At 46.6% G+C, this 15,297-nt stretch carries 7 protein-coding genes and 2 pseudogenes; 2 read left to right on the forward strand and 7 right to left on the reverse strand.

Translation table 11 applies throughout. The features are described from left to right. The 3 genes and pseudogenes from RLO19_RS22905 to RLO19_RS22915 all read right to left on the reverse strand — a co-directional run. Window positions 1-292 (reverse strand): annotated as a pseudogene (locus tag RLO19_RS22905) (RNA-guided endonuclease InsQ/TnpB family protein); the annotation flags it as partial. A gap of 37 nt (window positions 293-329) precedes the next feature. Next, window positions 330-935: a precorrin-6Y C5,15-methyltransferase subunit CbiT gene (cbiT, locus tag RLO19_RS22910; RefSeq protein WP_446359720.1), complete on the reverse strand. Its 606-nt coding sequence runs from the start codon at window positions 933-935 to the stop codon at window positions 330-332. A 25-nt stretch (window positions 936-960) separates the two neighbouring features. After that, a complete protein-coding gene (locus RLO19_RS22915; RefSeq protein WP_446359721.1) occupies window positions 961-2,436 on the reverse strand; it encodes an aminotransferase class I/II-fold pyridoxal phosphate-dependent enzyme in 1,476 nt (491 codons plus the stop codon). A gap of 160 nt (window positions 2,437-2,596) precedes the next feature. Between RLO19_RS22915 and rpsD the strand changes: the two genes are divergently transcribed. Further along, on the forward strand, window positions 2,597-3,205 hold the full coding sequence (rpsD, locus tag RLO19_RS22920; RefSeq protein ID WP_446359722.1) for a 30S ribosomal protein S4: 609 nt from the start codon (window positions 2,597-2,599) through the stop codon (window positions 3,203-3,205). A gap of 211 nt (window positions 3,206-3,416) precedes the next feature. Here the strand turns inward: rpsD and moaA are convergent, their stop codons facing one another. Next, window positions 3,417-4,403 carry a GTP 3',8-cyclase MoaA gene (gene moaA, locus RLO19_RS22925; RefSeq protein WP_446359723.1) on the reverse strand — a complete coding sequence of 329 codons (987 nt, stop codon included), beginning with the start codon at window positions 4,401-4,403 and terminating at the stop codon, window positions 3,417-3,419. Between the two features lie 320 nt (window positions 4,404-4,723). Between moaA and RLO19_RS22930 the strand changes: the two genes are divergently transcribed. Continuing rightward, window positions 4,724-6,607, forward strand: a complete 1,884-nt coding sequence (locus RLO19_RS22930) for a protein kinase domain-containing protein (protein WP_446359724.1) — start codon at window positions 4,724-4,726, stop codon at window positions 6,605-6,607. Window positions 6,608-7,152: 545 nt separating this feature from the next. On the opposite strand, the gene RLO19_RS22935 is transcribed toward RLO19_RS22930, so the two are convergent. The 3 genes and pseudogenes from RLO19_RS22935 to RLO19_RS22945 form a co-directional block, all read right to left on the reverse strand. Next, the gene (locus RLO19_RS22935) at window positions 7,153-14,832 is read right to left on the reverse strand and encodes a CHAT domain-containing protein (protein ID WP_446359725.1); all 7,680 of its coding nucleotides are present in this window, start codon (window positions 14,830-14,832) and stop codon (window positions 7,153-7,155) included. A 132-nt stretch (window positions 14,833-14,964) separates the two neighbouring features. Then, window positions 14,965-15,192, reverse strand: a complete 228-nt coding sequence (locus RLO19_RS22940; protein WP_446359726.1) for a hypothetical protein — start codon at window positions 15,190-15,192, stop codon at window positions 14,965-14,967. Further along, window positions 15,173-15,297 (reverse strand): annotated as a pseudogene (locus RLO19_RS22945) (IS630 family transposase); the annotation flags it as partial. The gene RLO19_RS22940 and the pseudogene RLO19_RS22945, both read right to left, overlap by 20 nt.

The following is a 15,297-nucleotide window of genomic DNA, read 5'->3' on the forward strand; positions in this document are numbered from 1 at the left end:
CCGCCTTAATTGCCTCCTGGTTTTGTTTAAGTTTTGTCCGTAATGACTTGTAGGTTGCCCCAACTTGACGAGGAACATTGCAAGCCATTTGCGAAGGAAGCTTAAATTGCTCTCGCAGGGTGTAGTAAACTTCCTTCTGGAGCTTGGTGCCGTTGTAGGTTTTGCCCATCTCAAAAGCCACACCGGACGTGTAATTCAGTGCATCCCTATATGCCAAAGAAATCACCCGAAGCTGTTCTTTTTGCTCCTGGGTGACTTCTAGTTTTAATTTGGCGGTTAGAGTTTGCTGCATGATGACTTCACTCTTGTTTATTTCAGTGTGTGGAAGGTTAAGAATCCAACTTCTCCCCACTGAGGATAAACATGGGATTAACAGCGGCAAAGATTTGATGAGTGCCTCGGGTCTCCAAGCGATTGATTGACGATTGTACGACCTCGATATTGCGGGCTTGTAACTCAGCCAAACCTTCGGAGAGGGTATAAAGACTCTCTAGATTACTAGCTGTGGCAACAATCCGACCTTGGGGTTCTAAGTAATGCCAGACTTCCTTAAGAATTTCTTTAATCGGGCGTCCTCCCTCAATGCAGGCTCTATGGGGTTTTCCCGGTAAATCTGGGAGACATTCCGGCGCCGAGCCTTCGATAACGTCAACATTCTCAATGCCGAAGCGGGAGCAGTTGCGTCGAATCAGGTTCGCCACATCTTCATCCCGTTCTACTGCCACAATTTTACCGTGAGGAGAAAGTAATCCGGTTTCCACGGCAATCGTACCTGTCCCTGCACCGATATCCCAGAGCAAGGAATGGGATTCTAGGCGCAATGCGGAAATAATCAGTAAGCGTGCTTCTCGCTTAGTCAGGGGAATACCGGGCAAGCGCTCGAATAAATCATCGGGAATACCAGGAGTGGTATAGTTCCATAAGGGAGAAGACATTCTGTTCGTCCTTGGTCATTAGTCCTTACTGTATAACAACGTTGACGCTGTTTAAGCTAGGGTCACTACACCCAGTAATATAGCCGCCAAAATGCTGAACCTGTCGCAGATAGTCCACCGTAGCTGACGCGATCGCAAATCCTGGAATTAAAACGGGAATACCAGGGGGATAGGGACAAACCCATTCAGCACTAATTTTACCTACGCTTTGTTCTAGAGTTAATCGTTCTTTCGGGGCAAAAAAGGCGTCGCGAGGGGACATCGACGGTTCCAGGATTAACCCTGACACCATTCCCGGTTGGTATAAATTCTGCCTAGGGCGAGAATCGGGACGACAATAGCGCTGGCTTAAGTGGGAAAAGGCTTGGACTAACTGCTGAATATCATCAGTGGTGTTTCCTAAACTCATGATAAACGTCAGATGTTGGAATGTCGGTAACTCGGCGGTTACATCCAACTGCTCACAAAAAATTTCATCGGCTTCAAACCCACTGAGCCCTAACGCTGTAACCTTCACCGTCAGTCGGGTAGGATCTAGGGTAAAACAGCCTGGAGTGTTTGTGGCGTCTAAAACCGATAATCCAGGAATTTGCTGAATCTGTTCTCTCGCCACCTCCGCCAGCCCTAGAGTGCGGCTGAGCAGCTTTTCCCCATACAGCACCATTTGATGTCGTGCGGCGTCTAGAGAGGCTAAGAGGAGGGCGCTGGGACTGGTAGACTGGACAAGCTGTAGGGCTTGACTCAATCGTTCAGGATCAATGCGATCGCCTTTAATGTGCAGCATTGAGGCTTGGGTCATAGCTGCCAAAACCTTATGGGTGGACTGTATGGTTAAATCAGCCCCGGCTGAGATTGCACTCGGAGGCAAATCAGGGTGAAAAGTCAGGTGCGCCCCGTGCGCCTCATCAACCAGCAAAGGAATATTGTAGTGATGCACCCGTTGTGCGATCGCGTGGATATCGCCGCACACGCCATGATAGGTCGGATAAAGCAGCATCACCGCCTTAGCCTCCGGATGGTGCTTGAGGGCTTGGCTAACCGCCTCTGGGGTAATGCTGTGTGCCAAATCCCCCGACGGATCATACTCTGGGGTAATAAAAATCGGACTTGCACCAGACACAACCAAACCTGCGATCGCGGATTGATGACTATTGCGAGGCAAAATTAGCTTATCTCCTGTACCGCAAGTGGCTAAAATTGCCGCAATTACTCCACAGGTTGAGCCATTAACCAGAAACCACGTTTTATCTGCACCAAACGCCGCCGCCGCTAACTCTTGCGCCTCCTGAATCACTCCTGAAGGGGCAAATAAGTTATCAAAATCGGGCAATTCAGGTAGATCACTCTCAAAGACTGATTTTCCCCAGAGGTTCACCAGCCGATCAGATATACCTTTTCCCCGCTTATGACCTGGGGCGTAAAACGGCGCGTGAGGGCGCCCAGCACAGGCTTGTAAGGCATCGAGTATGGGGATAGTCCTTTGTCCTTCGTCTTTTGTCATTTGTCATTTGTCCTTACTATGCCATCGAGGGTCTTCAAAGGTCACGCGCCATGCCATCGAGGGTCGTGAAGGGTCAAAACTCAAAACTCAAAACTTACTCCCTTAATGTTGTAATATAAAGTATTTGGGTAAAAATTAGTCAGGTACACAAGGAAGTTCTATGTCGCGATATCGAGGTCCGCGCCTGCGGATTGTCCGTCGTCTGGGCGATCTGCCCGGTTTGACTCGCAAATCCCCCCGTCGTTCATACCCACCCGGTCAACATGGTCAAGCTCGCCGGAAGCGGTCAGAATATGCGATTCGATTGGAAGAAAAACAGAAACTCCGCTACAACTACGGAGTCACGGAAAAGCAATTGCTTCGCTATGTTCGCAAAGCACGTAGGGCAACGGGTTCCACGGGTCAAGCGTTGCTAGAACTGCTAGAAATGCGACTGGATAACACCGTATTTCGTTTAGGAATGGCGGGTACTATTCCAGGTGCGCGTCAGCTGGTAAATCACGGTCATGTGATGGTCAATGGTAGGGAAGTGAATATCGCTAGCTACCAATGCCGTCCCGGTGATGTGATTATGGTTAAAGATAATGAGCGCTCTCGGGGTTTGGTGGAAAAAAATCTGGAATACCCCGGATTGGCAAATCTACCGAGCCATTTAGAGTTTGACAAGAAAACATTCACGGGTAAGGTCAATGGTGTGATTGAGCGTGAGTGGGTAGCTCTGCAAATTAACGAACTGCTGGTGGTTGAGTTCTATTCACGCAAAGCTTAAGTTGGTCATTAGTAACTGGTCATTGCTTGATTGTTCATGAGGTCAAGTGTCGCTACTTAGAATACCCTCTTTCCTTTGAGGACAGTTTTATACAAACCACGTTTTACTTGTTTGCCCGATAACGTCTAGTTATCGGTTTTTTTTACCGTTTACGTTCTTGTTCCGTCAACATAGTAGGTAATTGGGTTGTAGTATTTCCAAGGGCGCCGCACTAGCCACCAATTTGTGACATGGTGCGAGTGTAGTAACCATCAGTGCCAGAGTCTCGCTGCTTAAAGTTGATATCTGGTTTAATCGCTAGTAACTGCTGCACTCGCGCTCTTAATTGGGCGAGATCAACACCGCTACGGAGAGCGCTTTTTAAGTCAATCTGACCCGTTTCATTGAGTAAACAGGGGCGCAACCAGCCATCGGCAGAGAGGCGCATACGGTTACAGCGATCGCAAAAACATTCGGACATCTGACTGATAAAGCCGAGAGTCCCTAAGGCATCAGGAATCTGAAACACATCAGCCGGTCCATTCCCGCGCACATTCGACTCAACTAACCCCCAGCGATCGCGGATTTGCTGGCGTAGTTCCTCTGAAGGAATCCAGGCGCGATCGTTAAATAATTCAGGATTACCAATGGGCATAAACTCAATAAACCGAATGTGCCAATGGCGCTCAAGGGTAAGTGCGGCTAAATCCAACACTTCTGAGTCATTCACCCCTGGAATAACGACGATATTCAATTTCAGCGGATCAAACCCAACCCGATGTGCCGCCTGAATTCCGTCCCAAGTTTGCCGCCAGCGCGATCGCCCCCGATTCCCGATAATTTTGTCAAAGGTATCAGGATTGAGAGAGTCCAAGCTAATATTAATCCGCCGCAATCCCGCATCATACAAGTCTTGTGCCATGCCTGCGAGTAAAAAGGCATTCGTCGTCATCGCTAAATCTTCAGTTTGATCCAGTGCAGCAATTTCTCTGACCAACTCTACCACCCCTGGACGCAGTAGCGGTTCTCCACCCGTCAGGCGAAACTTTCTAAACCCCACCGGGATAAACACCTCTTTCAATAGCGTCAGCAGCTCCTCATGGGTGAGGAGTTCCTGTTGCAGGATATAGTCAAGTTCTGACCCGTCCGGCATACAGTAGTGACAGCGGAAGTTACAGCGGTCAATTAGGCTAATCCGGAGATAATCGACAGTGTTCATGTTTATTTGCGGCTATCCCCCATCTCTCTTGCGGCTACTGTTTCATGATAAGAATCTTTTAGGGTAGGGGCACGATATTATCGTGCCCCTTGTGTTTTCTTACACCCCACACCCCACACCCTAACCCCTGTCTCCTTTTTCGCTATATTACCCGCCCCTTGAGGTCATGCTGATTAAGGCTGGTGGGCAATGCCCACCCTACTGTTGCTGCCTTCTGTCTTCTGCCTTCTGCCTTCTATGAAAATTGGCACAATCCTGGCACACATGTCCCGTCAGTGTATGTAACTATTAACATGTGAACGTTGAGGCGCATCACTCCTATGTTAGGCAAGTTACTGGATGGTCGTTACCAAGTCAACCAAGTCCTCGGTGCAGGAGGATTTGGTCGCACCTACCTGGCACAAGATACCCGGCGTCCCGGTAGCCCAATTTGTGTGGTCAAACACCTTCAGCCGGCTAATCGTGACCCCAATTTCTTAGAAACCGCCCGACGCCTGTTCAACAGCGAAGCGGAAACCCTAGAAGTGCTGGGCAATCACGACCAGATCCCGCGTCTGCTTGCCTACTTTGAAGAAGACCAAGAATTTTATCTGGTTCAGGAATATATTGAAGGGCATCCCCTCAGCAAAGAGTTGATACCGGGTCAACCGTGGGATGAGACGCGAGTTATTGCTCTGCTGCAAGAACTCTTAGAGGTTTTAGAGTTTATTCATAATCGTGGCGTGATTCACCGGGATCTTAAGCCAGATAACTTAATTCGACGTAATTTAGATAAAAAGTTAGTCTTATTGGACTTTGGGGCGGTTAAGCAAATCCGGACTCAACTGGCGACTTCTCAGATGCAGATGAGCAATACGGTTGCGGTGGGGACTCCGGGTTATATGTCCAGCGAACAGGCTTTGGGTCAACCGCGTCCCACTAGCGATATTTACGCCTTGGGAATTATTGGTATCCAAGCAATTACGGGTCGTATGCCTGCCGAATTGCAGGAAGATTTAAATACGGGCGAACTGATCTGGCAGCATCTTGCACCCGTGAGTCCAGGGTTGAAGAATATCCTGACCCGGATGGTGCGCTATCATTTCAAAGACCGCTACCAGTCAGCAACAGAAGCCTTGCAAGCGGTGCGATCGCTCACAGCTTCCCCTTCTACTCCTTACAGTCAGCCGATTCCGCCTTCTAGACCAACGCCACAACCCACACCCCTATCGGAACAAGGCACTCTGGCAGTTTCCCCCGCAGCACCACCTCGACAACCTACCCCTCCTCCCCCTCCTCGCCCTCCTGAACCCACACCCCCATCTGAACCGAACCGCGCCCCATTAGTCATTGGTATTGGTTTAGCCGTGGCAATGGCAGCCGCAGGCATGGCGTATGGCATTCGTCAGGGTTTATCCGGTCAAGGAGTGGCACGAGGGAATTGTACGGTGACGGCTCAAACCTTGAACGTGCGGTCAAACCCCAATGCAGCGGTTGTTGGCACGGTTAATAAAGGTACAAACTTATCCCTAACTGGCACCAAGCAAGGGGATTGGGTGGAAATTCGTTCACCGAAACAAGGATGGGTTTTTGGGCAGTATATCGATTGTGCCTCTGTGGATACCATTGCTGAACAACCTGCTAGCCCTACCCCAGAAGAAACTCAACCGAGTCCGACTCCAGTTGAGGCAAAACCCAGTCCCACCCCCGCAGAAAAACCAACCCCAACCCCGCAAAAATCCCCCGATCAACCCAAACCCGATAATGGGGCAAAGGTCTTGACAGAAGCGGCACAAGAGTATCAAAAAGGTAACTTAGATCGAGCGATCGCGGCGGCTCAATCGGTTCTCCCCAGTAGTCCGGCGTTTGAGGATGCTCAAAAGAACATCGAGACTTGGCAAAAGGAATGGTCAGAGGCGAAAACCAAATTCGATAAGATTGAGCAAGCCTACAATGAAGGGCGCTATGTTGATGTGATCATTTATGCCGCAGACAGCGATTTTCCGGAACAACGCTATTGGCGAGAAAAGTTAAATGAATTAGTTCGCCAAGCCACCCAGCGTAAAAATCAAGGGGATACAAATCAGCAAACCCCGCCGTCATCCGAACAGTCAAATCCCCAAAACCCTAAACCGGACACACAACAACCCGTTCAACCCTCACCTAAACCCACAGGGGACAATTCAGTGCCAATTTGTGAACCGGAAGCCGAAGAAGCCTGTTGATATAGCAGTAGACACATCGATTAGGACTTTGCGAACAGTGGTAGAGACGTTGCATGCAACGTCTCTACACGCAATTTTTCAGTCGCTCTACGTGGGTTTGATTTAGCTCTGTTAGTTCGCGCAGGCGGACGAAAGTTTGTGTAGCTGCGATTTTCTTTTCAACAGGGCTAAGAATAATACATTGGTGGGTTACGGCGGATATCTAATTAAAGGATTGGTTGTGTTCATTTAATTCCGCCTAACCCACCCTACTAGCTACTAGCGTGGCACACCTAAAATGGTGGATTCGTATTGTAGGGGCGCACGGTGTGTGCCCAATTTCACCGTCAAATCTATTCCACAATTTTAGCTGTGTCAGTCCACTACACCCAATACTGCTCGGATAAGCCTTGAGTACAAGGGCAGGTAGGTTGGGTTGAGGTAAGCGTTACCCAACGTTTTACTGGGTTTGTGGGGTAACGCTGGCGCTCTACCCAACAAACAATTTTTCTTAACCGAGCAGTATTGACCCTACACCTGTATAGTTTTTGTTCTCATTCTCTTAACTACCAAGGATTTCCTACCAGGGTAAACGCACTCCAATAATAAGGATGAGTTAAATTAATATTCCCCTGGTTGAGTAATTCCTCTGGTAAGTCAACTCTCGCTGACGGGGTGACTAATTCATCTCCGTCTAATTTCACTTCCCCCCGCATCATTGCCAGTTGTGCTTGTCGCAAGGCTTCAGCTTTAATCGGGGCTTGTTTTAACTGTTGATAAAATGTGGTCATCAGTCCTAATGTCCCCGTATCACTGACATACCAGAGACTACCCAATGCCGATTTTACCCCAGCTTGTACCGCTAATCCGGTAAATCCTAACTCCGCTTGTTCATCCCCTAAGGCTGAACGACAGGCACTTAATACCATCAGTTCGACTGGGGGATTATCTAATTGCAACTCTCGCAACTTGTCTAGGGTTAATCGAGTATTCCAAAACTGAATATAGGAGTTACTAGGTTTTCCCGGTTTAAATTCTCCATGGGTGGCGAGATGGAGAATACCAAACGGTTGATTAGCGCGGGCTTGTTTGAGATTTTCTAGGGTAAAGGTTTGGTTAAGAAAGGACGTACCTGACCACAACTGATTGGTAATCATCGATAACTCTTTGGGGACAGCAGGTAAAGGGTCTTGTTCCTCAAACTGAGACGCGCCCATGGCTAATATATCAGCATTTCGGATATCCACATACCGGGTATCGGTGAGGCTAAAACTGGGCATTAACCCGACGCTGTAGTTCTCGATAATAAATTGGTTTCCGTCATAGAGTGTAGCGATGGGGAGGGAACGCAAGCCACTATCCATAACGAAGCTAAGATTATTAATTTGTTGGGCTTGTAATTCTTCTGCGATGGGGGAAATTAACCAATCATAAAGTTGTTGTGCAGACGGTTTATAAGGACGAGGAATACGAACATCGGTGACAGCGCGACGTAATTGTTGCACTTGTTGCAGAACTTTCTCTCGTGTTGCACCGGGAACAGGACGACGAATTACATCTCCAGAGGCGGTAACTAGGATCAGTTCCAGTTGGTCAGTAGGTTGAGGATTGGGGTTATGGGAAAGTTGTTGGTGTTGAGATGTGGACGGGTTAAACTGCCAAACTATTTCGTTTTGGTCTTTGGGATTGGGTTTTTCGGGAGTGGGGGTTTGGGGTTTAAAGAAGGCGTAAATTAGGGCAGGTTTTATTCCAGTTTGTTGTTCAATTTGACCCAGTGTTGTTTGCACTTCTTCAGGCGTAGCCGTGAGGGTATTACTAATCCCTAGGTAGCTTTCATAAGCATTTGTGAAATCGCCTTCTTGTTGAGTCAGTTCAGCTTCAGCCGTTGGGGTGGTAGTGTTGGTTGTGGATGAGACAGCGACTTGACTACCCTCGTCGGGAGTGCTATCTTCATCGGCAGATTCATTACCCTCAATCGGTTTAGTGATATCAACCGGATTTATCGGTGGATCATCGACGGTACTGGTGGGAATGTCAGCACGGATAATCGCAATATTTCCTTCTCGGTGAGTTAGGGGAAATAAACGCGGCGGGATAATACTAATGTCTCCACTGGTGAGAACTCCGGCTGTACCGTTTAGTTCAGCATCTCCTACTTTAAAGGGTGTGAGTGCGTCACCCCCGTGGCGAATGGTAATATCTCCACCGCCGTTACCACCCGCCGTGGAAATACTGGCGTCTATACCATTTTGGTCGGTAAATGTATCTGTGGCGCGGAAGTATTGACCTGCGGTAATATCAACATTACCCCCTATACCAATCTCACCACCTTGAGCGTTAATTAAACCAACCTGAATATCTCCGATAGGGTCAAGGGTAACATGACCCCCATTGCCAGAACTGCCGCTGCTATTAATCTCACCCGTCGTAATCGCTGTTGAAGCGTTAATGATGATATCGCCGCCACTGATTCCTGAACTGTTGAGATTATTGGTGGAAACAATACCAGAGGTAGCCGTTAGGTTAATTTTCCCACCTTGACCATTTGGATTGCTAGAGTTGAGGGTGACAGCCGTCGCGTTTATGTCAGTTCCCCTGAAATTAATGTCACCCCCACGGCTTTGAACGAAGCCGGAACCGGAAACGGCGATAGGATTAGAACTGCTTACCGAAATATCACCACCATTGGTTGTCAGCGCGATCGCTCCTGCGGTAAGATTACCCGTAGTAATCGCACCATTGCTGCTGGTGATGATAAGGGCGCGATCGCGATTAATAATATCACCTGTAATAATATCCTGATTTGCCAGCAAGCTAATCGTCGCATTCCCCTCTCCCGTGATGGTTCCCCCAGTGGTACTGATAGAACCTGAACCCACGGGTGCTTGCAATATGAGGGGGGTTTGGAATGTAACATCACCCCCTAAAGTAATTGCACCACTGCTAGTTGTCCCCCCAATCGTGATTGAGGTAAACGTATTTTGTAGGGAATTAAGTTCTGGTGCAGTTAAATCTAAAATACTGCTGTTACCACTATCTGCACCCCCGATTTGAATCCCTTGGCTTGAGGTTAACGGTTGCAGGGTTAAAGTCCCAGTTCCAGAAATATTGCCTGTAAAATTAAGTTCATCACCGATGAGGGTAAGATTTCCTGCACCCCCATCAATATTGCTGCTGATATTCGCTGCGTTATTGAATTGGAAGGTATCATCTAAGGTTCCCCCCGCCAGGTTAGAAAATTCACTAAAGTTAACTGAGTTAACTTTACCGCTATTGCTTCCGGTAATTGTCCAATTATTCGCGGTGTTATTGGCAATTAACGTACTGGTAGCGTTGGCGGTTCCTGCAACCTTTTCAATATTTACCCCACCCAATACGGCTAAGTTTACGGTTAAGGGACTGGTATAGGCGGAGTAGTCTAAGGTATCTATCCCCGCGCCACCGTCAACTGTTCCGGTAAAAGTTACACCATCATTGAACTGAAACGTATCATTATTACTACCCCCTGTAAGGTTGTTAATAGCAGTAAAGTTACTGCCATTAATGCTGCCAGCGTTGGAGTTGGTTAAATTCCAGGTGTTCGGGGTGTCACCAGCAATTATTGTATTGTTTCCTCCACCCCCGTCAATGGTTCCTGTAAAGGTAACGTTATCATTAAACTGAAATGTATCATCATTACTCCCTCCGGTCAGATTTGAGAAAGTATTGAAATTCAGTGCGCCATTAATTATACCGCTATTGCTTCCGGTAATCGTCCAAGTATTTGCGGTGTTATTGGCAACTAGAGTACTGGTAGCGTTAGCAGTTCCTGTAACCTGTTCGATATTGACCCCACCCAATGCGGCTAAGTTTACGGTTAGGGGACTGGTATAGGCGGAGTAGTCTAAGGTATCTGTTCCTGCACCGGCATCAACGGTTCCGGTAAAGGTTACGCCATCATTAAAACTAAATGTATCGTTATTACTTCCTCCTGTCAGGTTGTTAATAGCGGTAAAGGTACTGCCATTAATAGTGCCAGAATCGGAGTTGGTTAAATTCCAGGTGTTCGGGGTGTCACTAGCAATTATCGTATTGTTCCCCCCACTCCCGTTGATGGTTCCGTTAAACGTGACTCCAGTATTCAATTGAAATGTATCGTTAGCATTACCGCCACTCAAGTTAGTAAAATCGGAGAAACTAAAGGTTCCATTAACGGTTCCCGCATCATTAGCTGTAATATTCCACGTATTTGCTGTATTTGTGCCAATTAAGGTGCTACCCGTATTACCAATAACGGCTTCAATATTTTCTGCGCCAATAGCGGCTAGATTAACGGTGGTAGGATTAGGATTACCGGAGTAGTCCAGGGTATCTATACCCTCACCGCCATCAATCGTGCCGCTAAGGGTTGCATTATTAGTGAAGCTAAACGTATCATCGCCACCAGAACCGCTTAGATTCTCAATTGACGTGAAAGGAATACTGTTGGTCAAACCATTACTACTAACATTGCCAGCATCTGTACCAGTTATAGTGAAAGTCGTATTGACATCTGTAGGTGCCCATAATTCTGAGCCACCCACAATTTCTAGGGGTAAGTTAAATATAATGGGGTCAAATGTCACTGGACTGAGTGAAATAATCCCAGTCCCATCAGTTCGTCCAATCAGGATAGAGGTGAAGCCACTAAAACCATCCAACTCATCAGCTGTTACCTCTAAAGCGTTACCACCAACATCAAACGGTCCACCGATGGCAATATTGTGACTCGGCGTCGCTGGTTCAATGACTAAATTACCAAACTGGCTGGTGATTGATATTGTGCCATCGACTCCTCCAGTAAAGTCAATTCCGTCTCCAATCAGGATAATATCCCCACCACTTGCACCACTGGCATTAATATCACCAGCAATAATCGTTGTCCCAGCTTCTATAGTAATATTCCCACCAATATTCCCTGATGTGGAACTGATTAAACCACCCTCGTTAACCCCACCATTAAAAATGACGGCACTGGTATCAATTATTCCTCCGGCTGTCAGTGTAATATTGCCTGCACTTGATGTTCCACCTGCATCGATACCAGCAGTAATGATATTACCCGCCGCGTCAAGGGTAATATTGCCACCTTCATCACCGGATGCAGAAATATCACAACTGCTAAATGAACCACATTGAGAACCAAGGGTGGCATTGATGTTACCACCACTGTTAATCTCAATATCTCCAGCGCGTCCACCGGATACAGTATTACTCGTATCAATACCACTCCCCGTTTTGATATCGCCAGCAGCCGTCAGCGTAATTTTCCCACCATTACCCAGTTCAGATGTTGAATCGACAAAACCATCAATATCGATATTGCCACCATTACTAATGAAAGTAATATCACCTCCGGCTGCGCTACTCGCTGTTGTAGTGATATTTTGGCTAGAGCTAATATTAATGTCACCAGCCGCTTCCAGAAAAACAGTTCCACCTTGGCTACTTGCTGGTGCTTCTAAGTCACCTGTCGTAATCGAACCATTATTGCTAGTAATGGTGATATTTCCACCAACGTTAGCTGCAAAAAATTCACCTGTCTCTACATCTGCCACATCAACATCACCCGATGCATCAATAGTAAGATTACCCTCTGGAGTGCTGATAAAGCCGAGTGTAACATTATCATTGTTGCTAGTTACATTAATATCTCCACCATTTGTGGAAATTGAACCCATACCTGTGATAGCTTGATTCGCGATTAAAGTAATTGAGGCATCATCAGCTCCAGTTAGGTTAAAATCAGCCATATTAATCGAGCCACCACCAACAGGCGATCGCCAGGTTACAGGGTCATTAAATGTAACATTATCAGCTAGGCTAATTGTACCACTACTATCAGCTCGTCCGATAGTAATCAAGGCAAAGCCATTCTGCAACGCTGAAATATCTGTACCTGTTAAACCTAAAACCCCTGTTCCTCCAGTTCCTGCAATTTCAATAGCCTGATTTGAGGTTGCAGGCTGAAGCAAAACTGTACCTGTACCCGTTACTGAATTGATGCCACCTGTAAAATCAATCTCGTTCGCTGTAATCGTTAATGCATTATTTCCCACCGATAAAGTATTGCCAAATACAACGCTATTGGTTGTGTTATCTCCGAATACTGCCTGATTGACCAGCGTTACTGAACCCAAATACTCTTGATCAGTACCACGAATAATACCACCAATATCAAAAACAATATTAGTGGCATTTCTCAAGGTTCCATCAGAAACAATAATGTCACCACTTGGAGCCTCAAAGGTAATGACTCCTCCACCGTTGTTAAATCCTGTAAACTCAATATTCCCTGTTTGACTACTAACCGTAATATCTCCAGGATTGCCCCCTGTAAAGGGTCTAGCCACTGCACCTTGTAGTATGATGTCTCCTGTAGCCTCAACAATAACTGTGCCACCATTATTATTTATGGCAGTACCATCAGCGAATAAAGCGGGAGTACGACCACCTCTTATATCAAGGCTTGCACCAGTAAGGGTAATATCACCTCCTTCCGTTGTAATTTCACTAACTCGGATTGTGCCGGAAGCTAATAAAGTAACGGAACCACCCGCTGTCCCCAAAGATCTATCGATTTGTATATCTCTCCCCGCTTCAAATACAACTGTTTCTCCGAGGGTCTGATTAGTAAAATCTAAAGGGAGAAATCCACCAGTTTTAGGTAGTATAATAATATCTCGTTGTGCCTCTAGGCGTATATTTCCAGTCAGGGCTGTTAGCGCCGTATCATCAATCTGAAAATCAGTCGTTGCACCACCATCGTTTAAGAGAATTTGGCTGTCTAGCACCTGGGCATTATCATCAGGCAATCCATCATCAGGCTCAATAATAATATCTCTTGGATCAAGCAAAACTGTGCCATCTTTGCCGGAAGTCGCGGACACATCTACAGCACCACTGAAATCCAAAGACGTTTTACCAGATACTTCCACAAATCCGCCATCCCCCTGTTGGATACCACCACGAGCGGTAATGTTACCGTAATAACCTGTAACGTTGTCCGCCCAAACAATGACATCACCGCCATCACCTTCTGTTAAGGCATCTGCATGAATCTGGGAGTCACTACTCACAAACGTGCGCTCGGCATTGGGTATAGTATCTTTACCTTGATAGCCTCCACCAATCCGCACATTTCCTCCGCCATTAATACCAGAAGCCTCCACATTGGCGGATATTAAACCAACTTTATTTCCCAATACATTAACTTCACCCCCAGTTGCTGATGAGGGCGCAAAGCTTTGCGCCCCTACAGCTTCTACATCAGTCCCTATATTGCCGCTGTTAGACACATCAATTGTGCCAGAAATGATCGCAACGCCTGTCTCTTTTGGTAAAGTTACTCCAGTATCGGCTAATTTCACCTCTCCCGATGGCGTCACATCAAGTCCAGTCTCAACAGTTTCTTGTTTACCCGTTAACAACTCGGCTAAATCTAAGGGCGTAAATGGTAGCGGTTCTCCCAAATCAGTCGTGGGTTGTTCAATTTCTAAAGACAGCAGTTTCCCTGGCTGAGATATCTTGACTAAATTGGAACCGGGAACCGCCGCAACGGTAACCCTTCCTCCTGGTGTTGTGAGTGTTCCAGTATTAATTACACTACCAGCAATTAACGTTAAATTTTTCCCTGGTGATACCGCTAATTCACCTGCATTAACAATACTTCCCGGCTGGGATACGTTAAAGGAGAATTGATTCGGTGTGCCAATCAACATCTGATAGTTATTCGCACCACTAGCATTAAACCAATTATTCTTTTCAAAACCCATACCTGTGGCGGTTGTTGCCGTAAAATCAGCAGGAACGTTTAAACTTGCATCCGCCCCAAAAATAATTCCCGCCGGATTCATTAAATATAAATTAGGCGTTCCTCCAGTCACCTGAATCAATCCGTTAATTACCGAAGCATCCCCACTAACGACGCGACTGAGAATATTTCCCAGGTTGGGATTTGCCAGAAAATTGGCGATTTGGTTAGTATCCAAGCCAAACTGCTCAAAACTATGGAATAAATTACTCCCATCTCCCGAAATACTGCCACCGGAAATATCATATTGAGTCCCATTTTCCGTGACAATTGTACCCGTACCGTCTGCGGCTGGGGTGATGGATTGAGCTAGGGCGGCGGAATCCCCCATCAGTGAAGCCACGCCACAGAGAATCGCTTGAAATAGAGAAACAAGGGCAAACAAGCAGCAGAAACCTAACCCAGACGATTTCATGATTGACCACCCTTTTCGTGCTATTTTATGTAGTCTCGCTTATTCTCAATCGTTTGGGACTGATATTTTAATAAAACGATACAACATTTATTTTTTTGTTATTAATATTGTAGAGGCGCAAGGATGGTATCTCTAATCGGGTTGCTGTTCTCTCACCCAACTCCGAAACGCCCGTAATGTTGCGGTTTCTCCATCCGCTAAACTTTGCCGAATAAACCGAGGGATTGCTGCTAACGGTAGCCATGGAAACGTCGGACTTCTCTCCACAGATTGATAACTCGTTGATTCTGGAGATAAAACAAACACATCGAGTTTACGTCCATCATAAGCTGCTACGCAGCTAAACCGGATAAACAGCATTGCCTTTGTTTTTGATTTTTCTATTCCATTTAATTATAAGCTCTCCTTCATTTAATAATTTATGTAGCAATTTTTCTAGTTCTTCTACTGATTCAAATAGTCGAT

Source organism: Coleofasciculus sp. G2-EDA-02 (genome assembly GCF_040226375.1).
Classification (GTDB): domain Bacteria; phylum Cyanobacteriota; class Cyanobacteriia; order Cyanobacteriales; family Coleofasciculaceae; genus Coleofasciculus.